This is a genomic window from Arthrobacter sp. yr096, assembly GCF_900108925.1.
Lineage (GTDB): Bacteria > Actinomycetota > Actinomycetes > Actinomycetales > Micrococcaceae > Arthrobacter.
This window is the reverse complement of the sequence record NZ_FNYI01000004.1, coordinates 78,423-104,122: the sequence shown is the minus strand read 5'-3', so window position 1 is coordinate 104,122 and position 25,700 is coordinate 78,423. Positions and strand designations below refer to the sequence as shown.

Below are 25,700 nucleotides of genomic sequence, written 5' to 3'. Positions count from 1 at the left end.
GTCGCGCAGCTCGCGCCGTGAGTCCGCCGCTGCTTAGTACTGGGGGATAGGTGAAACTACATTGAATTTCGTGACGCCAGATTCTGCGTGATCTACATCACATGCAAATCAGGGTGTGCCAGGGTGGCGGGATTGGCTTGGCCTCGCCACAAGGCGTGCCGCCGCATTGTCCCGGTGTTGTTCTAGTCAGCCTCCGCCGCTTTCCTTGCCCGGTATGCGGCAACGTGGGCGCGGTTGGCGCAGTTGCCGGTGTCGCAGTAGAGCTTGGAGCGGTTTCGGCTGAGGTCCAGCACGACGGCGTCGCAGTCATCCGCCGCGCATACGCGCATCCGGTCCATTTCCTTGCTGCGGATTACGTCAATGATGGCCATCGCCGCTTCGGTTCCCATTCGATCCGCCAGGGGCGCCTCGGGGGTGGTGGCGTGGAGATGCCAGTCCCAATGGTCGTGTTTGACCAGTTGGGGCAGGGCCTTGGCATCGGTGAGCAGCTTGTTGACGGACTTGGCTGCCGTGTCTTCGTCAGAGCTCCAGAGTGCTGCAAGTTCGATGCGAAGCCGCTTGATGCTGCGTAGCTCTGCCGCGCTCCCGGACCTTGAGCCGGTGAACTCTTCGGCGTCGAGGAAGGCATTGAGGTCGGCCGGGGTGGTGAGTGATTCTTCACCATTGGCCGCGGTGTTGATCAGATTGACGACGCTGCGAAGGGCTACCTCGGTGTCAGGCGCAAAAAGCACTTTGACTCCTTACATGTTTCGGGAGTACTGTCATGACCATAAGCCCACTTTACTCCTGACAGGAGGCTGCTGTGTCAGCTCCAACGACGAAGGCTGATGCAAAAGGTTTCCTGGCATCGGGACTCGGCATCGCGCTCTTTTCTTCCGCTGTGTTTGGCACGTCCGGATCGTTTGCCAAGTCGATGCTGGAAACCGGGTGGTCACCCGGTGCCGCAGTTGCCGTGCGCCTCACAGGCGCCGCGCTGATTCTGGTGATTCCCGCCGTCGTGGTGCTTCGCGGACGCTGGCACCAGCTCAAGGACAACTGGCTCACCATCCTGTTGTTCGGGCTCATCGGTGTGGCGGGCTGCCAACTGTTCTACTTCAACGCTGTGGCCCGGCTGTCGGTGGGAGTTGCCCTGCTCCTTGAGTATTTGGCGCCGGTGATGATCGTGCTGTGGCTGTGGATCGCAAGCCGGCGGCGGCCCCGCGCGCTCACCGCGGCGGGGGCATTGCTGTCCTTGGGTGGCCTGGTTCTGGTGCTGGACCTGACCGGCGCAGTGAAGGTCGACTTTGTTGGCGTCCTCTGGGGCATGGCGGCTGCCGTGTGCCTGGTGATCTACTTCTTCATAACGGCAAAGGAGAATGAGACTCTTCCGCCGCTGGTCCTCGCATCTGGTGGTCTCCTTGTGGGTGCGCTGGTGATGTGGCTGGTTGGCTTGCTGGGTCTGCTCCCCATGACGTTCAGCAACGCTGACACCACACTTGGTCCCTGGACTACGCCTTGGTGGGTATCCGCTGTGGGACTGATCGTCCTGGCCACTGTCCTGGCATATGTCTCCGGAATCATGGCGGCCCGCAGTCTGGGTTCCAAGGTGGCGTCCTTCGTCTCCCTGACTGAAGTGCTTTTTGCCGTGGTGTGGGCTTGGTTGCTGCTGGGTGAGTTGCCCGGCCCGATCCAACTGCTGGGTGGTGCTCTGATTGTTGGCGGCGTGGTGCTGGTACGCATCGATGAATTGCGCGGAGACCGCCGTGCCGCCCCGGCTTTGGATCACGTCAACGACGTCGAACCAGTCCCGTCCGGGCCCGTCACCAAGGCTTCACGGAGCTAGGCGAAACTTAAAAGCGAAGGGCCCCGGACGCTGGTGCGTCCGGGGCCCTTCCCAACTGTCTTAGTTGGAAGCCTGCTGCTGCTGCTCAGCGTTCTTCTGAGCGCGATCGCCGGCTTCGCGAAGTGCGTCGGCAACCTTCTTCAGGTTGGAAGCGTGCTGGCTGTCCCACTCGCCGCGGAACTTGTCAGCGTCCGGGCCCTTCCAGTCGGTACCGTCGAGAGCACCCTTCAGCTGTGAACGCTGCTGCTCGATGTTCTCGGCGCCGGCCTTCAGCTTGTTACCGAGCTGACGAAGCTGATCAACATCTGCACCCCAAATAGCCATGAGATTCTCCTTCATTTGTTCGGACCCGAGCTCTTCGGCATCCCCAGCGGCCTCCGGCTCATCCGGAAGATCCAATAGCTAAAACCTATCCCGGGATTCGCAAACCCGTCGATGGGCACCCCTCCCCATGCAGCACTGCCCATAGTTAGCATGGGATTATGTGCCGCAATATCAGGACTCTTCATAACTTCGAACCGCACGCCACGAGCGCCGAAGTGGAGGCCGCTGCCCTGCAATACGTACGCAAAATCAGCGGATCCACCAAGCCGTCCAAAGCCAACGAGGAAGCCTTCGCTGAGGCTGTTCATGAGATCGCGCATATTACGCAGCATCTCCTGGACTCATTGGTGAGCCATGGCCCGGCCAAGAACCGTGACGAAGAAGCTGCCAAAGCGAAGGCCCGGGCCGCCGTCCGGTTCGGGACGGCTTAGCCCAGACCCCATCGCCCTCAGGTGCTCTACTTCCCAAACGAGCGGAGCCGTAGGGAGTTCGCGACCACCAGGACCGAGCTCGCCGCCATGGCAGCGCCGGCAATCATCGGATTTAGGAAGCCAAGGGCCGCTACCGGAATGCCGATCGCGTTGTAGAAGAACGCCCAGAACAGATTGGTCTTGATGGTGGATAGTGTCTTTCGGGAGAGCTCAATGGCCTGTACCAGCTGACCGAGATCGCTACCCATCACTGTGAGGTCTGAGGCTTCAATCGCCACATCGGTGCCCGAGCCCATCGCGATGCCCAGGTCCGACTGAGCCAAGGCTGCGGCGTCATTCACGCCGTCGCCAGCCATGGCAACCGTTGCGCCGGACTCCTGCAGCTTTCGAACCGCCGCCACCTTGCCCTCCGGCAAAACTCCGGCGAAGACGTCGTCCGGTGAAATTCCGACGGCGGCAGCCACTTGGGCGGCCACAGCGGCATTGTCGCCGGTCAACAGGATGGGGCGGATGCCCATGCCCTTCAACTTTTTGATCGCCGCGGCCGATCCGGGCTTGATGGTGTCGCTGAGGCTCACAATTCCTGCGGGTTGGCCGCCGACGGCAACCCAAATGGCCGTGGCGCCACCGTTTTCTTCAGCAGCCAAGGTTTCCCGTTGGCCGGGGTCGAGGGTGATGCCGTTTCCCTCGAGCCAGCCAGAACGCCCGACCACAACCGCGTATGCGCTGCCGTCCAGCACAACAGTTCCGCGCACTCCGCCGCCGGGAGCGGAACTGAATCCTTCAACGGCAGGGAACGCCCCGGCGTCGGGCATTGCGTCCTTCGCGGCGGCCGCAATCGCGTGGGCGATAGGGTGCTCGGACGCTGACTCCACGGCGCCGGCAAGCGTCAGAACGGTGGCGGGGGTATGACCGTTCAGAGCGACGGTGTGGTCCACGGCGAGCTTTCCGCTGGTCACGGTGCCCGTCTTGTCCAGCAGGATGGTGTCCACGTGCCGGGTGTCTTCCAGAACTTGAGGGCCCTTGATCAGGATCCCCAGCTGCGCGCCACGACCCGTTCCGGTCAGCAGCCCCACGGGAGTCGCCAAGCCCAAAGCGCAGGGGCATGCGATCACCAAAACAGCAACAGCGGCGGTGAAGGCCGCATTGAGATCGCCTGAGAAGAACAGCCATAGGAGGAACGTCGCCAGTGCGATGACCAGCACGATCGGTACAAAGACAGAGCTGATCCGGTCTGCAAGCCTGGCGATGGGAGCCTTGCCGGTTTGTGCCTGGCTGACCAAGCGACCCATCTGCGCGAGTGTTGTGTCCGAGCCAACCCGCGTGGCGCGAACCAGCAGCCTGCCGGAGGTGTTGATGGTTGCGCCTGTCACCAGGCTGCCCGGGCCAACTTCCACCGGCACAGACTCGCCCGTTACCAGTGAAGCGTCGACGGCGGATTCTCCGTCCGTGACCACGCCATCAGTAGCGATCTTCTCTCCGGGGCGAACCACGATGACGTCGTCCACCAGGAGCTGATCAGCGGGAATCTTCTGCTCAGCACCCTCCACCAAAATCGTGGCATCCTTGGCGCCCAGGTTCAGCAGGGCTTTCAGCGCATTACCGGCCTTGGCTTTCGCGTTGGCCTCCAGATACCGGCCCAGAAGCAGGAACGTGGTGACCACTGCGGCGACCTCGAAGTACAAACCGCCGCCTGACATGCTTTCCATGCCGGGGTGTTCTGTCATCCGGGGATCTGCGAACAACTGCCACGCAGAATACAGGTAAGCGGCGATGACGCCGATGGAAACGAGCGTATCCATGGTGGATGCGAAGTGCCGGGCATTGATGGCCGCGGCCCTGTGGAACGGCCAGGCCGCCCAACTCACCACGGGCAGGGCAAGGACTCCGACGACCCAGCCCCAGTTGGCAAACTGGAGGGCGGGAATCATCGAAATGGCGAACACCGGGACAGTCAGCAGCGCCGCCGCTATGAGCCGCGGCCGGAGCGTTGACGCAGAGGGGCCGTGATCCATGTGATTTTCATGGGCGGCGTGTTCTGCATCCGGAGTCTGGTTGCCGTGGTGCTGGTGTTCACTGTGTTCGCGGGTGTGTGGCGCCGGGGCTTGGCGGACAGTGGCTTTGTAGCCCGTCGCGTTGACCGTGTCCACGATTTGCTGGTCAGTCACGGTGGCCGGGACGGTCACGTGGGCTGATTCGAGGGGCAGATTGACGCTGGCCTCTACGCCGTCGAGCTTGCCCAGTTTACGTTCCACTCGATTGACGCAAGAGGCGCAGGTCATGCCCTCGATGTCGAGTTCGATGACCCGGTGTGCGGGCTTGTTGAAAGTGTCCTGGCTACTCAAGAGGACTCCTACGCGTCGTTGGCTACCACCAGGTAGCCGGCTTCTGCCACGGCCTCGCCAATTTCCGACGGTGAGAGCTCGCTGGTTGAGGTGATGGTCACGGTGGACAGGCCACCCGGGTTGAGGTCTACGGCGACGTCCTCAACGCCGCTGAGGGCTTCGAGTTCTTCGCTCACGCTGGAGACACAGTGGCCGCATGTCATGCCGGAAACGTTCACGTTGGTTTGGATGGTTTGGCTCATGGCGTGCTCCTTGGAGGTGAGTTGAATGGTGTGGTGGTTGGTGGCGGCATTACCGCAGCAGGCGCCCGATGGCATCGGTGGCCTCCTTGACTTTGGCGTCGATCTGCTCGGCGCGGGCATCGGGATCAGGCTCGGAGGCTGCTCCCACGACGCAGTGGCCGATGTGCTCCTCAACAAGCCCGAGACTGACTGCGTGGAGGGCCTTGGTGGCGGCCGCAACCTGCGTGAGGATGTCGATGCAGTATTTGTCATCCTCCACCATGCGCGCGATTCCGCGGACCTGGCCCTCAATGCGTTTCAGCCGCTTGAGGTAGGCGTCCTTGTTGCTGGTGTAGCCATGCGGCGCGGCGTGCTCCAGGTCCACCTCGATGATGGGCGCGTCCGGGTGGCTCATGCTCAGATCTGCAGTGCTCATGTTTTCAACATATACCCGGAGGGGGTATGCGTCAAGTACCCCCAGGGGGTATCTTCACTTCATGTGGAACCTAAAGTCGATGTCCCTCAAAACGTCTCTTGGTATAGACCAAAATGCTTAAAAACTGGATTCTTGTTTTGCAATGCAAACCTTTTGACGAATGTGCTTCCGCCCACACCCGCGCGTTCATAGTGTTTGGTCTCATAGCCGCGGAGGGGGAAATCCCGCGGTATCCACCTTTTCTCCATGGAGGACACTTGAAACTCGCACGCTCCGCCGCGGCCATTGCCATCGCAGCGCTCGCATTGACTGCCTGCGCTCCACCCACCTCCAACAACGCAGCCTCCAGCTCGGACGAGCAGACGGGCACCGTCCGTGTCTGGCTCTTCTCCGAGGTCAACCAGGACCCCAAGTCCGCGGTGGTCAAGGAAGCCGTTGCTGAATTCGAAGCGGCACACAGTGGTGCCAGGATCGATGTCCAGTACATTCCCGTTGACAGCCGCGCCGAGCGGTTCAAGGCAGCGTTCAACGATCCTTCCAGCGCCCCGGATGTGGCCGAATTCGGCAACACGGACCTCGCCAGCTATGTGGCGTCCGGTGGCCTGGCCGACGTCACCGGGGACATCAAGTCCTGGGATGAAGCCAAGGACCTGGACCAGAAGATCCTGGACACCACCGAAATCGACGGCAAGAACTACGGTGTCCCGTGGTTCGTGGGTGTTCGTGCCCTCTACTACCGCACGGACCTCCTCCAGCAGCTCGGCCTTGAGGTTCCCAAGACCCTGGATGAGGTAGAAACCGTGGCCCGCGCTGTCCGCGCTGCAAACCCTGAGCTGCTGGGCATCTCCGTTGGCGGCGCTGCGCAGTTCTCCGCCATGCCGTACTTGTGGGCCAACGGCGGCGAGATCGCCACGAAGGAAGGCGAGAAGTTCGTTTCCGGCCTGGACTCCACAGAGTCACGCGAAGGCGTTGCGGCTTACACCCGCCTCCTCAAGGACGACATCTGCCCTGCCCAGACCTGCGCTGAGTTCGGCGGCAATGCCAGCGTCCAGCAATTCATCGCCGGCAAGTCGGCCATGACCATTGGCGGCGACTTCAACTACAAGGCAGTTGCTGCCAGCGCCATCAAGGACAAGTTCGCGGTGGTTCCGGTTCCCGGCAAGACTGCCGGTTCCATTGCTCCGGCTTTTGCCGGCGGCAACAACCTGGGTGTCTTCAACAGCAGTGAACGCCGCACCTTGGCAGCAGACTTCGTGAAGTTGTTGGCCAGCAAAAAGTACCAGCAGAAGATGTTTGACTCCATGGGCAACCTCCCCACGTTCAGCGACGTCCAGAAGTCTGTGGCGGAGACCAACAAGCAGGTTGAACCGTTCATCAACACCTTGGGTGCCGGTACCAAGTTTGTCCCGGTGACGGAAAACTGGTCCACCATCGACGCCCAGGGTGTCTTCACCGGTATGTACCAGAAGGTTGTCACGGGCAAGGCTGACGTGAACGCCGCTACCACGGAGGCCGCTGCCGCCATGAACACGGCATTCGGGTCCAAGTAATGCGCTACGCCCCACAACAAAGTCCAACAACCAAAGGCGCATCATGACAGCGCTCACTCCCGTTCTGCCCGAAGCGCCGCAAGGCGGTACCCCGGGCAAAGGCTCGACGACGGCGGGACGCACGTCCCGGCGTTTCTCCAACGGAAAGCGCGGACTGGAGCCCTGGCTCTACCTTGCGCCGGCCTTCATCGTCCTGATCGCACTGCTCGGCTACCCGATCTTCCAGCTGATCAACGTCTCGCTGTACGACTACCGCCAGGCCCAGGTCAGCGGCAAGGCGCCCCTGAACTTCGTGGGCCTGGAGAACTACCAGAAGCTCTTCGCGGACCCGCAGTTCTGGACCGTCCTGGGCAACACGGTGGTCTTCGCCACCGCCTGCGTGGTCTTCACCTTGCTGGTGGGCAGCTCCTTGGCGGTGCTGGCAACACGGCTTCGCCCGTGGGTCCGCTCGCTGCTGTTCGTGGTGTCGCTCGGCGCATGGGCCACTCCGGCAGTCACGGGCAGCGCCGTGTGGTTGTTCCTGTTCGAGCCCACCCTGGGTTTGGTCAACAAGACGCTGGTGGCCATCGGCCTGACTCAGTTCGAGGGGTACTCCTGGACCTACGACAAATGGTCGGCCTTCGGGCTAGTCGCCAGCGAAGTGGTGTGGTGCTCGTTCCCGTTCGTGCTGGTCACGGTTTACGCAGGCATCCAGGCGATCCCCACCGAAGTCATTGAAGCCGCCAGGATTGACGGTGCGTCCATGCCCCGCATTGCCCGCAGCATCATGCTCCCCATGCTCCGGCCAATCGTGATCGTGGTGACCATCCAATCCATCATTTGGAACTTCAAGATCTTCTCGCAGATCTACATCATGACCAACGGCGGTGGCATAGCCGGCCAGAACCTGGTGCTGAACGTCTATGGATACCAGCAGGCCTTCGCCGCCAGCCTTTATGGCCTGGGTTCTGCCCTGGGCGTGATCATGACCGCACTGCTCATGGTCATCACCTTGGTCTACCTCCGGATCCTCAAGAGAACAGGCGAAGCCCTATGACCGCCGTCGACGTTTCATCAGTCCCGCGCCGAACCACCAAGGCTGACGCCCCGCAGAAGCTGCGGAAGCAGGGCAAGCGCCGCTTCGGCGCCGATGCCGCGGCGATTGTCATCGCCTTGATCGTTGCCTTCCCGCTGTTCTGGATGGTGCTGTCCGCACTCAAGCCCAAAACAGCGCTCGACGCCGGTGACGCGGCGCCTTACACCCTGGAGCCGTCGCTGGACTCGTTCGGGCGCGTCCTTGGTGTGAACAATTTTGGCCAGTATTTCCTGAACAGCGTGATCGTGGCGCTGGTAGTTGTGGTGCTGTCCACCGTCCTGGCGTTCCTCGCGGCTGTGGCGTTGACGCGCTACAACTTCAAGATGCGCACCAAACTGCTGATCATCATCCTGGTCTCGCAGATGGTGCCTGTGGAAGCACTCACCATTCCGCTGTTCTTCCTGCTGCGCAACGCCGGCGAAGCCATCCCGTTGGTGGGCCTGAACCAGCTGGGATCGCTGGTTCTGGTGCACGTTGGTTTCAGCATTCCTTTCGCCATCTGGATGCTTCGCGGCTTCGTGGCCGCCGTCCCGCTGGAAGTTGAGGAGGCCGCCCGTTTGGACGGCGCCAGCAGCTTCCGGTTTGTTCGTTCCATCCTGTTCCCTTTGGTGGCGCCGGGTGTGGTGGCATGTTCGGTGTTCTCGTTCATTTCCACGTGGAACGACTTCCTGTTTGCCAAGACCTTCATCATTTCCGCCCAGGAGAACCAGACGCTGCCCATGGCCTTGCTGACGTTCTTCAAGCCCGACCAAAACGATTGGGGAGCCATCATGGCCGGTTCGGTCATTATGACCATTCCTGTGCTGATCTTCTTCGTGTCAGTCCAGCGCAAGTTGGTGTCCGGACTGGCCGGGGCGGTGAAGGGATGAGCGGGCTCCACCAGTTGGTCCCGGCGCCGTGGACTTTTTCAGCGGGGACTGGCGAGTTGGAGCTCGACGCCGGTACAACTCTGGGTGCCGATCCTGAACTCCGCGGTCCTCGCCGCTGGCTCGCCCGGGCTTTGGGCGCAGCCACCGGTTGGGACCTGGCTCCCGCTCCGGCCGGCGAGGGAGATATCCGACTCCTGCTTGACCCCACACTCGACGCCGAGGCTTATCGACTGGAAGTGAGTGACGGCGTCGTTATCTCTGCGGGTGATGCCGCCGGTGCGTTCTATGGTGCACAGACGCTGTTGCAGTTGATGGGCCCGGCCGCGCTGCGGCAGGCGCCGGTTGGGGCTGTTGATGGATGGTCTGTTCCGCGCGTTTCAGTGGAGGACAAGCCGCGATTCGGCTACCGCGGCACCATGCTGGACGTCGCGCGGCACTTCATGCCAAAGGACAACGTGCTCCGGTTCATCGACGTGATGGCCATGCACAAACTCAACGTCCTTCACCTCCATTTGACGGACGATCAGGGCTGGCGGATCCAGATCAACCGCTATCCCAAACTGACCGAAACCGGTGCGTGGCGCCGTGAATCGTCGCTTGGTTCCTGGCGTGCAGGTGTTTTCGATGGCCGACCGCACGGTGGCTTCTACACGCAGGACGATCTTCGCGAGATCGTGGCATTCGCCGCCGATCGGCACATCACCGTCATCCCGGAGGTTGACGTTCCGGGCCACAGCCAGGCGGCCATCGCGGCGTACCCGGAGCTGGGTGCAGGCCCAGCGGAGGGTACAGCGCCTGTGGAGGTGTGGACGCGCTGGGGCATCAATGAGACCGTTTTGGAAGTGTCCGAAACCTCTCTGGATTTCTACCGGAACGTCCTGGATGAAGTGGTGGAGATCTTCCCCTCCCCGTGGATCAGCCTCGGCGGGGACGAGGTGCCACTGACACAATGGCAAGCCAGCCCGCAAGCGCAGGCAAAGGCTGCAGAGCTGGGCTTGGACGATGTTTCGGGCCTTCACAGTTGGTTCGTCGGGCAGCTTGCTCTGCATTTGAAGGGCCACGGCCGCGCCACGTCCGTATGGGACGAAATCGGCGACGGCGGCCTTCCGGACGGGGCTCTTGTGGCGTCCTGGCGCGGATACGAAGGCGGTATCGACGCCCTGCGCAACGGCTATGACGTGGTGATGTGCCCCGAGCACAAGCTTTACCTCGACCACCGCCAAGCCGACGGTGATGAGGAGCCGGTGCCGGTTGGTTTCGTGACCACGCTGCAGGACGTCTACGAGTTTGAGCCACTGCCAGGCCTGGAAGGCACTGACTTCCCGGGCCGTCTGCTGGGGGCCCAAGCCAACATCTGGAGCGAACACCTGGATTCGCCCCGGCGCGTGCAGTTCGCAGCGTTCCCCCGCCTGAGTGCGATCGCCGAGGTGTTCTGGTCCAGGCCGGAGGGCCGGGACTACGATGAGTTCCTGACGCGACTCACGGATGCGCATCTGGCACGGCTCGAGGCCATGGGTGTGGAATACCGGCCATTGTCCGGTCCTGCGCCGTGGCAGCAACGCCCGGGTGTTGAGGGTTGGAAGCGCGATTACGACGCCGAGCAGCTTGTAAGGAACTGAGTGACTATTGAAGGCAAGGATGCCCGGAATTCCTCGGCATCACTCCGCAAAGCGCTGGCGCTGCTCACTGTTGTGGCTGAGGAGCCCGGCAACGGTGATGGGCTTGCCCTGGTGGAGCTGGCCCGGCTGTCTGGCCTGAACAAGAGCACGTTGTTGCGCCTAGCCGCGCCGCTCCTCGAGGAGAACCTGCTGGAGCGAGACCACGAGACCGGGAAGTTCCGCCTGGGTCACGGCTGTCTGCGCCTGGGCCAGTCCTATCTTGACCGGGTGGATCTGCGCAGCGTCGCCAATGGTGAGCTCCGGAGCCTCATGCGTGCCACGGAAAGCACCTGCCACTTGGTGGTGCTTTCCGGGCACGACGTTGTGTACCTGGACAAGGTGGAGGACGAGGCCACAGTGCGGATGGCTTCGCGCGTGGGCGCCACTATGCCTGCCTACTGCACCGCCGTTGGCAAGGCCATGCTCGCGTTCAGTCCGGAGGAAGTAGTGGGGCCTATCCTGGCCGGAAACCTGGAGCCGCTCACGGACAAGACCATCACGGATCCCTCGCTGCTCCGGGCTGATTTTGAAGCCATCCGGCGGCGGGGCTACTCCATTGATGACCGTGAGAACGAGCCGGAAGTGCGGTGCGTGGCCGCACCGATCTTTGGTCATGACGATCACGTAGTGGCGGCCCTGTCTGTGTCCTCGTTGTCGTCGCGGATGACCGCCAAACGTGTCCGTGAGGTGGGGCCCATGGCTGCGGAGACAAGCCTCCGGATATCCGCCAAGCTTGGTTCCCGCCGGGCGTCCGCGAAGCTGGCGAATCTCGCATGAGTATGAGTGCAGCTGAATATTTCCGGGCGAAGCTTGAGTGCGAGATTGACGTCATGGACGTTGCTGACGCCACGCCAGGCTCATTGGTTGTGGTGGACACCCGCAGGCAATCCTCGTGGGACCACGGACATATTCCGGGTGCCGTACATATCCCGACGGCGCAGATTCCGGCGTTGGCCGCCGACGTCATTCCGGCTGGTTCGCAAGTAGTGGTCTACTCCTGGGGTCCAGGGTGCAATGGCAGCACGTTAGCGGCGCTTGCCTTCGCGGAACTGGGGTACTCCGTCAGGGAAATGATCGGAGGCATCGAGTACTGGATCCGTAACGGACTCCCTGTGGAAACACCCGCGGGAGTTGTTCAAACTGAGCCGGATGCGCTGGTGACAGCACATCCGGCCTGAGGTCAATCGGGGGCATGATGGCAGTTTTCGTACTGATTCACGGTGGTGGTTCCACGGCATGGGATTGGCATCTGGTGGGCCCGCTGCTGGAAGCATCGGGGCATGAAGTGGTGGCTGTCGACTTGCCCATTGAAGATGCCGCTGCCGGACTTGAGGACTACACCCGCGCAGTGACGGAAGCGGTTGGCGATGCTCAGCACACCATCGTGGTGGGGCATTCGTTGGGTGGCTTCACGGCCCCCTTGGTCTGCGAGGAGCTCCATTCCGATGGCCTGGTGTACCTCTCGGCGATGATTCCGATGCCCGGCGAGACCTTTGGTGCCTGGTGGACCAACACCGGCCATGACCGCGAGACCATTCCCGATGAGCCATATTTCAATCTCGTCCCTGACGATTTGGCACAGGAGGCCACCGAACGGGAGCGCGATCAGCAGGGGGCCTGGATGTCAGGGCCCTGGCCCGGCAAACACCCGGACGTGCCAACCCTGGGGATTCTATGCCGCGACGATCTGTTCTTCCCTCCGAGGTTTATGAGGCGCCAGGTTCGCGACAGGCTGGGAACAGAACCCGTGGAAATCCCTGGTGGTCACTACGCCACGTTGAGCAATCCGGACGCCGTGGCCACCGCTCTCAATGACTTCGCCCGGCAGATTTCCGGAAGCGGATAACCCTGGGGTCAGGCTTCCGTTAGATCCTGGGCAAGCATCACCAGGATTCCGCTGGGTCCGCGAAGATAGGTGAGCTTGTAGACGTCACCGTAAGTAGCTACGCCGCGAAGGGGAGTGCAACCGTGCTTCGCGGCTATCTCGAGGGCTTCGTCGATGTTGTCAACGGAGAAGGCCACCCGGTGCATTCCGATTTCGTTTGGAAGGGTGGGCTGCGTCTCGATCGCATCCGGGTGGATGTACTCGAACAGTTCCAGCTGTCCCTGGCCATCCGGGGTTTGGAGCACCGCGATCTTCGCGTGGTTGCCATCAAGCCCGACGGCGGTATCCGCCCACTCGCCGCTGACGGTGTCGCGGCCCAGCACTGTCAGACCCAGATCGGTGAAGAACGCGATGGTTTCTTCGATGTCCCGCACAGCAATACCGACGTTCTCAAGTTTGATGGCCATGGGTTCGAAGCTACCAAGGCATGCGGAATAGCTCTAGTGGTGAATCGGCTCAACACCCAAAGCTTCCACGAGACGCGCGTACGTTTCCTCAATCGCTCCTCTGCGGCTGCTGATGACTGATGCGGAGCCTCGGTTGTGAAGGCCGTTGGTCAGGCCGATATACATTGACTTCAGCAGTTGGGGCCCGCCGTTCTGCTCCACAATCGCCGTGACCCGGGCGTGCCAGGGATCGTGGTTGTCTCCGCGAGCGTAGAACCGCTCGATCGAGGACTCTTGAGTGTCCATGAGAACGACCTCTCGAAAGCCCGCGCCGGATTTCCGGGCAACGTTGCGGAACAATCCGATTTCCTGGTCGGAGTCGAGAAATTGCGGCATGATCACGCGGTGCCCCGCGGCCAGATGCGTGGCAGCCATGGTGAGCGCGATGGGGCGGACCAGATTCCCCGCTCCCTGAAAATCCTCCTGCCAGCCACCAATGAGGCAACGGACTTGATCGACATCCAAGTTCAAAGTTCCTGGATGCCGGTCGGAGAAGAGCCTGGCCAGGGTCGACTTTCCGATGCCCGGTGGACCGTTCAACAGAATCAACCCTGCCGTCGATTGCTCACCGTCTGCTTGGTCGAAGGTCTCTGGAATTCTTCGCATGCTCAACACCCTAGGCGGGAATAGGATCGGGTGTGCACCATCGCTCACAGGGAGGCCACCGTGACACCGGGTACCATCAGCGAGTACATCGACCAGTACGACGGCGATGTTCGGCAACGACTGCTGACCGTGTACCAACTGATCCGCTCGGCCGTGCCTGATGAAGCGGAAGAATCGATCAGCTGGCGCATGCCCACCTTCAAGCTCGGCACCGAGCCGCTGTTCTTCTTCACTGGAACAAAGCACCACGTCGGGTTCTATCCGACCCCCGATGCGATCACGCATTTCTCCGCGGAGCTGGCAGATTTCGGGACCACCGAGCACGCCATCAAACTGCCCCATAAATCCCCACTCCCCACCGAGCTCATCAGCGATATCATCGCGTGGCGGCTGCAGCAGCTGCCTTCAACTTAAGGCTCGACGGCGACGCTCACCTGAGTGCCGACGTCGTACGTCTTTGACTCCCACCTCGCCACCTTGGAAGGACCGCCTCCATGACACCGAGCCCCCGCGACGTAGCTGATGGTTTCGCCAGCGCGTGGAACGCGGCTGATCCGGTGGCGCTGGCGGAGCTCTTCGTGGAGGATGCGGACTTCGTCAACGTGGTGGGCATGTGGTGGAACAACCGCCGGCAGATCCAGTTCAACCACGACTACGGCTTCCGGCACATGTTTCCGGACACGGAGATGGTGCTGGAAAAGGTCAAGGTCCGGGAGCTTCCGGGCGGTGTTGCCGTTGTTCATGGGAGATGGTCCATGACCGGCCAGATCACGCCCACCGGAGAACGATCCGGACCCCGGCGGGGCGTTATCAGTTTCACGGTTGTGCGCCAGGGTGACGGGCGGTGGCTGGCCGTCAGCGCACAAAATACGGACATCATCCCGGGGATGCAGACCCACGTGGCCACCGACCAAGGACTCAAGCCCGAATCGTACGAGGCGCCCGCGGGCCGGAGCGGCACCGCATAGGCTTGGACCATGCTGACCCTGGTCCTTGGACTTCTCTTCGCGGGCATCTTCCTTGCCTCGTACCAGTCGGACCGGCGACGGCTCCGCAATGGCGTGCTCCTGCTGGTAGCGGCGTGGTTCCTGCTGCAGGCCCTCCTGGACTTCCTGATCGACCTGAATCCGTGGTTCGAATGGCTGAACCTGGTGGTTTTGGTAGTGCCCGTGGTCAGTATCTTCGTGTTCGCGGGCTTCCTGATCGCGAACGGCGCCACGATGGTCCGCAAGGAGGGCCCCGGCATCAGCAGTTTCCTGCCGATAGCGGTGGGATTGGCCGTGTTCCTCGCGCCGGTGATCGCGTTCCTGTTTGTGCTGAGTGGGCAGCCGGTGCTGGCTGGCCTCGCCGCCCTGGCGTTCTTCCTGTGCGCCTACCTGGGCTGCGCGTTCGTGGTGTTTCTGGGATACGCCTTGGTGTATTCCAGAATGCGGTTCAGCCCGAATCCGGCCGCTGTGATCGTCCTTGGCTCGGGTTTGATCGACGGCAACGTCCCGCCGCTGCTCGCAGCACGCCTCAACAAGGCGTTGGAGATTTACGACGGCGGCGCACCGGTCAAGCCGGTCTTGGTGCCTTCCGGAGGCCAAGGCGCGGACGAACCACGGCCTGAGTCCACGGCAATGAAGGAGTATCTGGTGGCCAACGGTGCGGCATCCGGCGATGTGGTGGAGGAGAACAAGGCCACCACCACCCGCGAGAACCTGGCATACTCCGTAGCCCTGCTGGCTGAGAAAGGCATCCAAGGCCCGTTGCTGGTGTGCACCAACAACTACCACGTGCTCCGCGCTGCGCTTCTGTCCCGTCGGCAGAAGATCAACGCGGAGGTGGTAGGTGCCCCGACGGCCAGGTATTTCGTGCCCAGCGCGTTCCTGAGGGAGTTCGTGGCCGTGATGAGGGACAACCGCCGGACCAACATCGTTCTTTGCCTGCCGATGTTCGGGATTGCCCTCATCATCACGGTCGCATTGATGAACTCGCCCGTGGTTTAGCTCTTACTACGGCTTGGGGAGTCCCGTGGTGAACGTGTGGCTCCATTGCGTGACGGCGCTGTCCGTGAAGACGTATCCCTTGGCAGGAACCGCGGTGACGGTCACTGTGCCGGCTGGCTTCCGGTACGTCCCGGCTGCCGCCTCCTTGCCCTCTATCAGGTAAACCACGCCTGCGACAGCGGGGATGGTGTACGCGTCCTGCCCCTTGCCCGGCCGGTCCGTAAAGGTGACTGCCTCCGGCGTCGACGTGTCGTAGTGGAGGCCGAAGCCCAAGGGGAGGAGGACGCCGTCGCCATCGGCTTCAGGGATATTGACTGGCAGTTTGCCGCCGGGGTTGACCGCGCCGGAGATGGCACGCACAACACCGTGGAAGTTGACCCTGTTGATGCCATAGCTGTTGAGTACGGCGGCGGCCCCGGGGAAGACGCTGACGTCGTAGGGATTGCGTGTGGCTATGACGATCACGGGGGTTCCAGTAGCCGCCAGCTCAGCCACCATTTGTTGCTGGGCGGCGTTGCTGGTGGCGTTGTAGGAGGCGAAGACTACTGCGTCCACCTTGCTGGCGGCGGCAACCGCCCGCGCCCGGTAGGCGGAGGAGGGCGACGCGCCATTCTCGTAGTCTTCAGTGACCGCGAAACCTTGTTCCTTGAGCATTGGTCCCGCAGTTTCCGGGCGTCCCGAACCGGCCCCCACCATGAGTACGGAACTGCCGGGAGCCAGCGGCAACACCCGCTCCTGGTTGCGCAGCAGGGTAGCGGCATGGTCGGAGATCAGATTGGCTGTGGCGAGGTTTCCTCCGGTGCCCACCAGCTTGTCCACATTTGCGGGGTCAGCCATGGGCTGCTCAAAGACTCCCCGCTTGACCTTCCACTCCAGGATCCGCCGAACGGACTCGTCGATTCGGGCTTCGGTGATCTCACCGGACCCGACGGCGGCACGCACCCCGGCAAACGAGGCATCCACGTTGGGGGAGTTGAGGAGGATGTCCGAACCGGCCTGGATGGCCTTGACTGCGATTTCTTCCTGCGGCCATTCGGCCGCCATGGCGGCCATATCCAAGGCGTCGGTGGTAACCAGTCCCTTAAATCCCAGCTCATCGCGGAGCAAGCCGGTGAGTACCTTGTGGGACAGGGTGCCCGGCATTTCGGGATCGATGGCCTCAACAATGATGTGTGCCGTCATGACCATGTCCACGCCGGCATCGATCGCTGCCTTGAATGGTTCCAGGTGCTTGTTCAGGGTGGCGCGGTCGTAGGTGACAGTCGGCAGGCCGTAGTGGGAGTCAACGGACGTGTCGCCATGGCCGGGGAAATGCTTTGCTGCTGCTCCCACGCTGCGGGCCTGAATGCCGTTGATCTGCGCAGCGCCGAGTTCACTGACCAGCGCAGGGTCCTCACCCATGGACCGGATTCCGATGACCGGGTTGTCCGGGTTGGAGTTGAGGTCCAGTACCGGGGCGAAGTCCACGTTGATACCCATGGCCCGCATCTCGGAACCCAGGATTTCGCCCTGCGCGCGGGCCAGATCCTGGTTCGCCGCGGCCCCCAGGGCCATGTTGCCCGGGAGGACCGTGGCCGGTGATCCTATGCGGGCAACCAGCCCGCCTTCCTGGTCGATAGTGACTGCCAACGGGATGCCTTTACCGTCGGCTCCCACAGCAGTTTGTTGCAGGCCGTTGGAGAGGCCCGCAACTTGCTGGGGATTGTTCGTGTTCCCGGACCACGCGAAGTAGAGGACGCCGCCCAGGTTGTACTTTTCCACCACTTCGGCGGGCGTATTGACGCCGTAACGTTCCTGGTTGCTCGCCGCCATGGACGTGTCATTCGCGGACGAGCCGTAGACATGGGTCCACGTCATCTGGCCGATCTTTTCGTCCAGTGACATGCCCGCAATCATTGCGTCGATATCCGGGGAAGCAGCGGCCGGCGTCGTGATGACCGTGGTGCCGGGGCCAGCGGCCACTGCTGTTCCCGCCCCGGTCATGAGGAGGGCCGTGGCTGCGGCAGTCATGAGGGTGGTTCCTTTTCTGTGCATGTGCATCCCAATCGTCTGAGTGTTTGCCTTGGCTAGCGCTGACCGTTGTAGAGGAGGTATTGGCGTGTATCGCGGACGAATTGACCAAGTTCGTACCGCCAACTGTCGGTGATGGTCCTGGCGTCAGCACCGGCGTCGAGCTGTTCTGCAAAGCGGTCCGAACCGCTCAGCAGCCCCATCCACCGCCCTGCGTCGCCGCGCCAGGCGAACCCCGGGTACAGCCGCTTGGCTTCGACCAGCATGTGGGTGCCCACTTCAAGGGCTTCAACGCGGGAGGCGTCGGTGATGTGGATCTGCACGCCACCGCAGACGAGGCCCTGGTTCTTGGAGAGGGTGGGCTGGAAATAGGCTTCGCGGAACGTCACGCCGCTGAGGCCCTTGCTGTTGAGTGCCTCGGCCCAGCGGTAGTCCACGTAGGGGGCGCCGATCAGTTCGAACGGCCGGGTTGTGCCGCGGCCTTCGGACATATTGGTGGCCTCGAACAACGCCGTTCCGGGATACAGGAGGGACGTTTCCGGAGTTGGCATATTGGGGCTCGGGAGGATCCATGATGCCCGGTTGTCCGGTCCGGTCATTTCACGCCGCCATCCTTGGACCTGGACTACGTGAAGGTCCTGGAGGGGCTTGAGTCCAGCGGCCGGCAGGTGGACGGCGTTGAAGTACTTGGCCAGCTCGCCCACCGTCATGCCATGCTGGAGCGCGATGCCCAGCCGTCCGACTCCGGATTCGAAACCTGATTGGAGGACCGGTCCGCGCGCCTGGCCGCCAATCGGGTTGGGACGATCCAGGACCACGAACCTGGTACCGGTCCGGGACGCGGCCTGCATGGCGCCCCACATGGTCCAGATGTAGGTGTAGAAACGTGCCCCGACGTCCTGGATGTCGAAACAGATGCTGTCCACGCCGGACGCTTCAAAGAAGCCCACGTAGTCATCAACCTCGGCCCCGTAGGAGTCGTAGACGGTGATGCCGGTCCGCGGGTCCACGGACGTTCCTTCACTCGCGCCGTCTTGGGCTGTGCCGCGGAATCCGTGCTCCGGGCCGAAAACCGCTGCGACGTCCACACCTTTGCCCGCCATGTCATCCACGATGGAGCGGAAGTTCGCCAGGACTCCGGTGGGGTTGGTGATGACACCTACTTTGCGCCCGGCGAAAATGCTCCATTTACTGGCGGCGGCGGTGTCCGCCCCGTTGACGGTGGTTCCGGGTTTCCCCGGGCGGTTGGCCTGAGAGGAGGCGGTGGCGCTTGATGCGAAGGGTGATACGACGGCGGCAGCGGCGGCCAGCCCCGAGGCGTGGATGAGTCTTCGACGGTTGAGTGTCATGGGGAGCCTTTCCTGATGAGCAGAAGTGCATGACAACTTTTGTGACTTGGATTACATCGACCGTATTCGCCCGTCGAGGTTGCGTCAATGACTTACCTTTGCGTTTGCGTTTAGGTAAGTTATTTACAAACGTCTGTCGCGTACCTGGGCCGGGCGAGCCTGTTGGAAGGAGTCCGCCATGGAAGCGGCTGGAAATGTGCAATCGTCACGAACAGTCCTGGTTCGGATCCGCTCCCTCCTGCCGGCTTTGCGCCCCTCCGAGCGGGCTGTCGCTGAGCTGGTCTTGGCGGATCCTTCCCGGGCGGCCATGATGTCCATCGGTGACCTTGCCGAGCATGGTGGAACGTCCACTACGTCGGTGGTCCGCTTCTACAAGAAGGTGGGCTACCGCGGCTACTCCGATCTTCGACTCGACCTTGCGAGGGAAACGGCCCGGGAGAGTTTGGCCAACAACGCACCTACGGGGGTCTACGAGGACATCAATACCTCCGACTCGCTGCGGGACATCGTTTCCAAGATCGCCTACAACGAGACGATGTCCATCGCTGACACCGCTCAAGTGCTCGACGTCGACCAACTCGCCGAGGCTGTTGAAGCGATCTCGCGCTCGCGGAAAATCGACATCTTCGGAGTGGGCGCGGGCGGGCTGGTTGGCCAGGACCTGCAGCAGAAACTGCATCGCATAGGCCTCACCTCGTTCACCTGGCCCGAGGTGCATGTCGCGCTGACTTCGGCAGCGCTCTTGGACGACGACGGCGTTGCTGTCGCCATCTCGCACTCGGGCGCCACCGTGGATACGGTCGATTTCCTCAAGGCGGCCAAGGACACCGGGGCCACCACCATCGCCATCACCAATCATGCTGATTCGCCGCTGGGCCGTACTGCCCACATTGTGCTCAGTACTGCCGCCCGCGAGACACCCTTCCGGCCGGGCGCGATGGGTAGCCGGATAGCCCAGATGATGGTGGTGGACTGCCTCTTTGTGGGGGTTGCCCAGCATTCCTACGAGGCCTCCATCGCGGCATTGCGCAAGACCCACGCCGCTGTCCAGGGCCGGAAACTGCCCCGAGCCAGTTCGCCCGACTAAGTCCCGACGCCGCGGGCTGCTAGTGGACGGGCTCGCTTTGCTTGTCCTCTGCCTGCCGCTCACCCGGCTTCAGCATCGATCCGGAATTGATGGCAAGCACCCCTGAAAGAAGTGCTGCCAGAAGTATCGAGGCAAAGGCCATGAATGAGGACACCCCCATGAGGAAGGTGGCGACGGCAAGACTGAGGGGGCTTGAAACTGTTTCCAAGAACTGGACGGCGGTCATGGTCTTGCCAAGATCGGACGAGGGGATCTGTTGGTGTATGAGGGAGGTACGTCCAATCGTCCACGCAATGCCTCCGGTGCAGACAATGAACAGAGCACTCGCGACGGCAATCCAGGATGGGATGAAAAAGAGCAAAGCTCCTCCTGCCATAAGCCACGAGGAACGCTGCATTAACAGGTTTGGTTGCCAAGTGGAGACCAAGCCGGACAATAATGACCCGCAGAACAGTCCCGCAGCCGCAGCCGCACCGACGATTCCCACTTCCGTAGTAGAGCCTCCGAGGCCAACTGACGTCTGGAAGATCGCGAGCGTGGACAGCGGGGCAGACAAGAAGCCAATGAGGACGACGGTTCCGGCAAAGCGCCACCAACCATTGACTTGGGAGAGCCTTCGGTACCCGGCTGAAAGATCCTGGAAGAAGCCTGGACGGCCAGGCTGTTTGGTTGGGTGGTCCGGCCACGGCAGAAAATTCATGATCATTGCGATGACGGTGAAGGACACCGCGTCTACGGCCAGCAACCACCAGGGGCCCCAAACGGCGCTCAGTGCGCCGCCGATGGCCGGTCCCACAATGGAAGCGGAGGTCCACGCAGTGGACACTGATGCGTTGAACTTGGCAGTGCCTTCGCCATACATTTTCGGGATGGCCACGAACGTGGCCGTTCTGGCGAACATGTCGAGGCTGCCACGCAGGAACGCGCCGAGTACCAGAACCCAGAAGGGTGTGTGCCACGGGCCGATAAGCAGCGCCATTGCGGCGACAACCAGTGCCTGGCCCCAATAGCCAATGTGGGTCATGGAACGGGGCGACATGCGGTCAGCGAGTCCGCCAATGAGTACTCCAGGGAAGGCCTTGGGCAGCTGTGATGCCACGGCCACGATGGACATTTGGGCGAGGCTGCCGCTCGTTTGGAGGACTATGAGGGGGAGCGCGATGTTGTACGCGCCACCACCCAGCGAATTCACCCACATTCCTGTCAGGTGGAGACGTCTCTGCCATGTCTTTGCAAGCGACAATTTAATTACCTCGGGATGCGCGGAGAATGATGGCAAGATCGGGCTGCTTTTCCAACGACAACATCAGCCATTGCATGAGGGGGGCCTGCCAAAAGCTAATATTCCAGGTGCGGGCAATAACAATGTGGAATATAGTGCTGCAACATGGGAGCACGATCCGGAACTTGCCGGGGAGGACCAGTGCCAGTGGGAGTGCGAGAAATTCAAGAAATGGAATGAGGCGGGTCATTGCCCGAACAGGCTGGGCAAATCGATCCTGCGCAAATGGGTGGCTGCCCGATGCCTTCAAATGCAGGTGGTAAATGTGGTTGGCGTCGCCACGACGAACCCAGGCGTCGAAACCGTGGATGAGCTTGGACAGGCCTGCTTGGGTGTAGGGCAAGTACAGAGCCACGCGCGAGATGGAGAGCGGCAGGCTGGCCGGCTGCCTGTTCGGCAGCCCGGACAGCTGGGTTGTGAGAAGTACGGCCTCGATAAACGTGTCGTAAGGCCATCGTCCTGGAAGTGACCGGGCATCCGCAGCACGGGTCTCCAGGAACACTCCGAGTGCCGCTCGCCGAAGCCAAGGCGCGTGCCTTGCACCGGGCCCGCTGTACACCTCGCTTGCTCCCGCAGCCGCCAACAGGAGGGCAGTTGCCGTGCGTCGGGCAACCCGGCTCTTCCCAGCATCAGAAGTTGGAACCGCATCCAACCCCGTCGAAGCAACTGCGGCCCTGTAGTCCTGCGCTGCCGCCGCACCTGGGCGAAGTGTTACTGCCAAGGCGGCGACGATCCACACGCCAGCAGCACGAACCTGCCGGGACGTGACTGAACTAACGCGGAATCGACGGAACATAGGTGTACACAACTTCCTTTTCCTCAGGCATTCCCCGAACGGTGGTCTCCACAAGAATTTCCATTCTGCTCAGTGGAATGTTGGGCAGATGGGCGGGGGGTCGGACCTCATCGAAAGGTTTCCACTTGTTTCGGCGAAGCCGGTTTTCGATTCGCTGGCAAAGAACGTGCTTTGGTTGCTCTTCACTGGCCATAAAAATGTTGGCGAACACTGCCCCGGCCCGGAAGAACTGGGTTGGCAGGCAGTTGGCGGGCCCGCAGGTGACCACGGTTCCGTCCGACAGATGGAATTCGATCGCGAAGCGTGACACCCGGTCCCCGAACTTTGCGTTGAACATGTTGTTGGATGCGATTGGCCAGAAGTTCTTGTTGGCGATGGTGGCACCGAGGGATGCAACCACGTAAGCGCCAGTGAGAGTCACCAACAGCTTGCCCACATCGCAGTCAGGAACACGCAGCACAGCGGGTGTTCCTGGCGAAATCTTCGAACTCAGACGACAACTCCAGGGAGTCAAACACCAGTCTTCTACCGTCCAGGTTGGTGGATCCAGTCAGCAGGTAACGGAACACCTCCATAGCGGCAATGGAGGCCACAATGGCGTTCAGGGGACCAAAGCTGGGGGCCTGGTATGCACTGTTGAGGTTTGTCGTGGTGAGCGACGCCGTGGAATTGGTGCGACCGTCGTTGTCAGTTGCTGCGCATTGCAGGCAAGGCGTCGTGCCGGGCCTGACAACTGGTCCCACCACGCCGCGCGTGTCCTGGTAGCCGGCGCAGGTGAAGGGTGTGCCGGTGGCGATCGAGGCTTCGTTGGACCACTCAAGCACTTCCTGGGGCGTGTCTGCGGATACCACAACGAAGTCTGAGTCCTGAAAGATCGGCAGAAGATCTTCAACGCTGGAGATCATGGCCGCGACTTCAACCGTGTTGGTGGCCGGAGCCCGAAGCTGAAGGTTTCGTGCGGCGGCTTCGATCTTCGAAGCGCCAACGTCTTGTGCCGTAAAGAGGTATTGCCGGGTGAGGTTGCTTTCTTCCACTGTGTCGCCGTCGACCAGCATGATTACCCCCACCCCCGCTGTTGCGAGTTGCATGGCCACATTGGTGCCGATTCCGCCCACGCCGATGAGCGCGACTTTCCGGCTGAGCAGTAGATCGCTGGCGCCCGGTCCTGTGCCGTGGGCAAGTTCGAAGTAGAGATCGTGGCGGCTGTGCCGGCCGGTGAGGTCGAACCTGTACGGGACGAGAATGTCAGCCTCGATGAGCTCCTCAACGATCTGCCCGGAGTCCCCGCCAAGCAGATCTTGCGCCTTGGTGCCCAAGTCCTCCAGCGTTCGTGGGTGCGATGCAAAGCCGAGCAATTCGGCGAGCCCAGGCGGGGCGTCCTCAATTTCGATTGCGTTGGGCGGTGCCAGTCCGATTTGTACGGCTGTCTCTGTTGTCACAACCGGGAGGGACTGTTTGAGCGAGTAGGTAGTGGCTGTCAATTCTTGCCTCCAATGATGAGTGGGGACCACGCAATGCGTGGTCCCCACTATTCCTGCTTTGTTCAGTTGAACACGAAGTTCAGCTTGGAACGGCGCTTTGCCAGTCGCTTCAGCTTAAGCATGTGATTCACTCCTTTGTTTTATAAACTTGTTTGACCAGATGAATCTATGACATGTGTCACGCATATGACAAGTTTGTCGATTATCCATGCGCGTGTCGCGTCCGTGTCACCGCCACTGCTACGGCGAGGTATAGGGTCGTCTTCATGTTTAAGCTCGTCGCTCCGGATGTCTCTTTTCACCAGTCCTTCCTTGAGTCCCACCGTGAGTGGGACGGCGCCCATCAGGACGGTGCCGGGGTATTCATGGCGGGCGACGTCATCACCCCCGAGGGGTTCGCGGCATGGGTTCGGCAACTGGAAGACGCGGGGCAAGCGGCGGAGAAGGACGGCATAGTTCCCTGCACCTACCTCTGGATTGCGGAAGGCTTGCGGTACGTGGGTGCCATTGCGTTCCGGCACTACCTCACACCGGCACTCCTGAACTCCGGCGGGCACATTGGATATGGTGTTCGGCCGTCGGATCGCGGCCGGGGGGCGGCGTCATGGGCTCTGGGGGAGTTGTGTTCCCGCCTGGCTGCCCAGGGAGAGCCGGACCGCGTTCTCCTGACCTGCGATGACTCGAATGCCGCTTCCGCCAAGACCATTGAACGCGTGGGCGGGACCTTGGAGGATGTGCGGACTGGCGCCGATGGGCGCCCCTTTCGTCGCTACTGGATCGACCTGGCTGCTTTAGCAAACCAGTAGAAGTGTCACCCTAGGGTTGTGACTCGCGTCCACGTGCTGCCACCTTAAGGTGCATGGCCAGTCAACCCTGGGGTGACAACCCTGAATCCTATGCCGCCGCCACCCTACTGGGCGTCTGGCTGGCGTGGTTACTTTTCACCACGTGGGAGTCCCGCCGCAACCACGGCTAACCGCAAATCTGTTCACGTTCCCGTCACCAACCCTTGTTAGGCTGCCGCGCACTACCCGGCTGACCAGGAGGACCGCATGACGGAGGCACATTCACTATCCACATCCCTGGACAATTGGTGGGTCAGGGACAATCTGCGCGAGACCATCGACCACTTGGTGGAGCTGGGCTACACCATCAGTGGAGGCCAGGGCGAGGACCCGGATCTCATCGATCCCGGTGGCTCGGCGGTGGAAACGTGGCACGAAGACTATCCGTACAAGGAGCGGATGACCCGCGACGAGTACGAGATCGAAAAGTACCGGCTCCAGATTGAGCTGTTGAAATTCCAGTACTGGGGCCAAGACCTGGGGCTCAAGCACGTGATCGTGTTCGAGGGCCGGGATGCTGCGGGCAAGGGCGGCACCATCAAACGCTTCAACGAGCACCTGGACCCTCGCCACGCCAGGACGGTGGCCCTCAGCAAGCCCTCCGACCGCGAGCAGGGCCAATGGTATTTCCAGCGATACATCCAGCACCTGCCCACGGCCGGTGAGATCGTCATGTTCGACAGGTCCTGGTACAACCGGGCCAACGTGGAGCGCGTGATGGGCTTTTGCACTGACCAGGAATACGACACATTCATGGGCCAAGCACCCGTCTTCGAAAAGATGCTGGTGGACTCCGGCATCCACGTCACCAAGTTCTGGTTCTCCGTGACCCGACAAGAGCAACGCACGCGTTTCGCGATCCGCCAGATCGACCCCGTGCGCCGTTGGAAGCTCTCTCCCATGGACCTCGCATCACTGGACCGCTGGGACGAATACACCGACGCAAAGGAACAAACGTTCCTGCACACGGACTCTGACCACTCGCCGTGGATCACCGTCAAGTCCAACGACAAAAAACGCGCCCGCATCAATGCCATGCGGTACTTCCTCAACCAGTTCGGCTACGACAACAAGGACACCTCGGTGGTCTACGAAGCCGATCCCCTGATCCTGCGCCGTGGCCGCGACGCTGTAGGCGACTAACGCTTCAAGCGAGCACCAAACAGGGCCCGACGTCGGCACTCAGCTGGGTGC

Annotated in this window: 28 protein-coding genes; 15 read left to right on the top strand and 13 right to left on the bottom strand. The window is 61.7% G+C overall.

Translation table 11 applies throughout. From position 1 onward, the window contains the following. Positions 1–182 precede the first annotated feature (182 nt). Positions 183–731: a CGNR zinc finger domain-containing protein gene (locus BMY91_RS11415; RefSeq protein WP_090821963.1), complete on the bottom strand. Its 549-nt coding sequence runs from the start codon at positions 729–731 to the stop codon at positions 183–185. A gap of 71 nt (positions 732–802) precedes the next feature. On the opposite strand from BMY91_RS11415, the gene BMY91_RS11410 reads away from it, so the two are divergent. Continuing rightward, entirely contained in the window at positions 803–1,822 is a 1,020-nt protein-coding gene (locus tag BMY91_RS11410) for an EamA family transporter (RefSeq protein ID WP_090821962.1), read from the top strand. 60 nt (positions 1,823–1,882) lie between these two features. On the opposite strand, the gene BMY91_RS11405 is transcribed toward BMY91_RS11410, so the two are convergent. Beyond that, positions 1,883–2,146 (bottom strand): WXG100 family type VII secretion target, encoded by a 264-nt coding sequence (locus BMY91_RS11405; RefSeq protein ID WP_011776688.1) that lies wholly within the window; start codon positions 2,144–2,146, stop codon positions 1,883–1,885. A 158-nt stretch (positions 2,147–2,304) separates the two neighbouring features. Between BMY91_RS11405 and BMY91_RS11400 the strand changes: the two genes are divergently transcribed. Continuing rightward, complete coding sequence (locus BMY91_RS11400) at positions 2,305–2,577, top strand: DUF2277 domain-containing protein (RefSeq protein ID WP_011776687.1); 273 nt, start codon at positions 2,305–2,307, stop codon at positions 2,575–2,577. Between the two features lie 26 nt (positions 2,578–2,603). Here the strand turns inward: BMY91_RS11400 and BMY91_RS11395 are convergent, their stop codons facing one another. Genes BMY91_RS11395 through BMY91_RS11385 form a run of 3 tightly spaced genes read right to left on the bottom strand, consistent with a single transcriptional unit; the run spans position 2,604 to position 5,579 of the window. Further along, positions 2,604–4,922 carry a heavy metal translocating P-type ATPase gene (locus tag BMY91_RS11395; RefSeq protein ID WP_090821960.1) on the bottom strand — a complete coding sequence of 773 codons (2,319 nt, stop codon included), beginning with the start codon at positions 4,920–4,922 and terminating at the stop codon, positions 2,604–2,606. Positions 4,923–4,930: 8 nt separating this feature from the next. Beyond that, positions 4,931–5,164, bottom strand: coding sequence for a heavy-metal-associated domain-containing protein (locus BMY91_RS11390; protein WP_256212702.1), 234 nt, complete (start codon positions 5,162–5,164; stop codon positions 4,931–4,933). Between the two features lie 49 nt (positions 5,165–5,213). After that, complete coding sequence (locus BMY91_RS11385) at positions 5,214–5,579, bottom strand: metal-sensitive transcriptional regulator (RefSeq protein WP_090821957.1); 366 nt, start codon at positions 5,577–5,579, stop codon at positions 5,214–5,216. A gap of 257 nt (positions 5,580–5,836) precedes the next feature. Here BMY91_RS11385 and BMY91_RS11380 point away from each other — a divergent pair, with 257 nt between their 5' ends. The 7 genes from BMY91_RS11380 to BMY91_RS11350 are packed head-to-tail and all read left to right on the top strand — an operon-like array spanning position 5,837 to position 12,577. Next, complete coding sequence (locus BMY91_RS11380; protein ID WP_090821955.1) at positions 5,837–7,129, top strand: extracellular solute-binding protein; 1,293 nt, start codon at positions 5,837–5,839, stop codon at positions 7,127–7,129. 43 nt (positions 7,130–7,172) lie between these two features. After that, a complete protein-coding gene (locus BMY91_RS11375; RefSeq protein WP_090821953.1) occupies positions 7,173–8,165 on the top strand; it encodes a carbohydrate ABC transporter permease in 993 nt (330 codons plus the stop codon). Then, entirely contained in the window at positions 8,162–9,073 is a 912-nt protein-coding gene (locus BMY91_RS11370; RefSeq protein ID WP_090821951.1) for a carbohydrate ABC transporter permease, read from the top strand. The genes BMY91_RS11375 and BMY91_RS11370 overlap by 4 nt, the downstream gene beginning before the upstream one ends. Continuing rightward, entirely contained in the window at positions 9,070–10,692 is a 1,623-nt protein-coding gene (locus BMY91_RS11365; protein WP_090821950.1) for a beta-N-acetylhexosaminidase, read from the top strand. Before BMY91_RS11370 ends, BMY91_RS11365 begins: the two co-directional genes overlap by 4 nt. Next, positions 10,693–11,508: an IclR family transcriptional regulator gene (locus BMY91_RS11360; RefSeq protein ID WP_090821948.1), complete on the top strand. Its 816-nt coding sequence runs from the start codon at positions 10,693–10,695 to the stop codon at positions 11,506–11,508. Further along, complete coding sequence (locus tag BMY91_RS11355; RefSeq protein WP_090821946.1) at positions 11,505–11,909, top strand: rhodanese-like domain-containing protein; 405 nt, start codon at positions 11,505–11,507, stop codon at positions 11,907–11,909. Before BMY91_RS11360 ends, BMY91_RS11355 begins: the two co-directional genes overlap by 4 nt. A 14-nt stretch (positions 11,910–11,923) precedes the next feature. Continuing rightward, on the top strand, positions 11,924–12,577 hold the full coding sequence (locus BMY91_RS11350) for an alpha/beta fold hydrolase (protein WP_256212701.1): 654 nt from the start codon (positions 11,924–11,926) through the stop codon (positions 12,575–12,577). Between the two features lie 8 nt (positions 12,578–12,585). Here the strand turns inward: BMY91_RS11350 and BMY91_RS11345 are convergent, their stop codons facing one another. Both BMY91_RS11345 and BMY91_RS11340 read right to left on the bottom strand, forming a co-directional pair. Next, the gene (locus tag BMY91_RS11345) at positions 12,586–13,023 is read right to left on the bottom strand and encodes a VOC family protein (RefSeq protein ID WP_090821944.1); all 438 of its coding nucleotides are present in this window, start codon (positions 13,021–13,023) and stop codon (positions 12,586–12,588) included. Between the two features lie 33 nt (positions 13,024–13,056). Beyond that, positions 13,057–13,668, bottom strand: coding sequence for an AAA family ATPase (locus BMY91_RS11340; protein ID WP_143054064.1), 612 nt, complete (start codon positions 13,666–13,668; stop codon positions 13,057–13,059). Between the two features lie 60 nt (positions 13,669–13,728). Here BMY91_RS11340 and BMY91_RS11335 point away from each other — a divergent pair, with 60 nt between their 5' ends. From BMY91_RS11335 to BMY91_RS11325, 3 genes are all read left to right on the top strand, one after another. Further along, positions 13,729–14,082, top strand: coding sequence for an iron chaperone (locus tag BMY91_RS11335; protein WP_090822591.1), 354 nt, complete (start codon positions 13,729–13,731; stop codon positions 14,080–14,082). Between the two features lie 80 nt (positions 14,083–14,162). After that, positions 14,163–14,636 carry an SgcJ/EcaC family oxidoreductase gene (locus tag BMY91_RS11330; RefSeq protein ID WP_090821942.1) on the top strand — a complete coding sequence of 158 codons (474 nt, stop codon included), beginning with the start codon at positions 14,163–14,165 and terminating at the stop codon, positions 14,634–14,636. A 9-nt stretch (positions 14,637–14,645) separates the two neighbouring features. Continuing rightward, positions 14,646–15,656: a YdcF family protein gene (locus BMY91_RS11325; protein ID WP_090821940.1), complete on the top strand. Its 1,011-nt coding sequence runs from the start codon at positions 14,646–14,648 to the stop codon at positions 15,654–15,656. A 6-nt stretch (positions 15,657–15,662) separates the two neighbouring features. Here the strand turns inward: BMY91_RS11325 and BMY91_RS11320 are convergent, their stop codons facing one another. Next, entirely contained in the window at positions 15,663–17,666 is a 2,004-nt protein-coding gene (locus BMY91_RS11320; protein WP_256212700.1) for a glycoside hydrolase family 3 protein, read from the bottom strand. Between the two features lie 56 nt (positions 17,667–17,722). Beyond that, positions 17,723–19,015, bottom strand: coding sequence for an exo-beta-N-acetylmuramidase NamZ family protein (locus BMY91_RS11315; protein ID WP_090821938.1), 1,293 nt, complete (start codon positions 19,013–19,015; stop codon positions 17,723–17,725). Between the two features lie 178 nt (positions 19,016–19,193). Between BMY91_RS11315 and BMY91_RS11310 the strand changes: the two genes are divergently transcribed. Continuing rightward, positions 19,194–20,102: a MurR/RpiR family transcriptional regulator gene (locus BMY91_RS11310; protein WP_090821936.1), complete on the top strand. Its 909-nt coding sequence runs from the start codon at positions 19,194–19,196 to the stop codon at positions 20,100–20,102. Positions 20,103–20,121: 19 nt separating this feature from the next. Here the strand turns inward: BMY91_RS11310 and BMY91_RS11305 are convergent, their stop codons facing one another. From BMY91_RS11305 to BMY91_RS11290, 4 genes are read right to left on the bottom strand one after another with little or no spacing between them, the layout of a single operon-like run. Beyond that, positions 20,122–21,300, bottom strand: a complete 1,179-nt coding sequence (locus tag BMY91_RS11305; RefSeq protein ID WP_256212731.1) for an MFS transporter — start codon at positions 21,298–21,300, stop codon at positions 20,122–20,124. Between the two features lie 46 nt (positions 21,301–21,346). Continuing rightward, positions 21,347–22,180 carry a hypothetical protein gene (locus tag BMY91_RS11300; RefSeq protein WP_090821932.1) on the bottom strand — a complete coding sequence of 278 codons (834 nt, stop codon included), beginning with the start codon at positions 22,178–22,180 and terminating at the stop codon, positions 21,347–21,349. Next, the gene (locus BMY91_RS11295) at positions 22,158–22,640 is read right to left on the bottom strand and encodes a hypothetical protein (protein ID WP_090821930.1); all 483 of its coding nucleotides are present in this window, start codon (positions 22,638–22,640) and stop codon (positions 22,158–22,160) included. The genes BMY91_RS11300 and BMY91_RS11295 overlap by 23 nt, the downstream gene beginning before the upstream one ends. Beyond that, entirely contained in the window at positions 22,624–23,661 is a 1,038-nt protein-coding gene (locus tag BMY91_RS11290) for a TOMM precursor leader peptide-binding protein (protein WP_090821928.1), read from the bottom strand. Before BMY91_RS11290 ends, BMY91_RS11295 begins: the two co-directional genes overlap by 17 nt. A 266-nt stretch (positions 23,662–23,927) precedes the next feature. On the opposite strand from BMY91_RS11290, the gene BMY91_RS11285 reads away from it, so the two are divergent. Continuing rightward, complete coding sequence (locus BMY91_RS11285; RefSeq protein ID WP_090822587.1) at positions 23,928–24,467, top strand: GNAT family N-acetyltransferase; 540 nt, start codon at positions 23,928–23,930, stop codon at positions 24,465–24,467. A 246-nt stretch (positions 24,468–24,713) separates the two neighbouring features. Continuing rightward, positions 24,714–25,649 carry a polyphosphate kinase 2 gene (gene ppk2, locus BMY91_RS11280; RefSeq protein ID WP_090821926.1) on the top strand — a complete coding sequence of 312 codons (936 nt, stop codon included), beginning with the start codon at positions 24,714–24,716 and terminating at the stop codon, positions 25,647–25,649. Positions 25,650–25,700 lie beyond the last annotated feature (51 nt).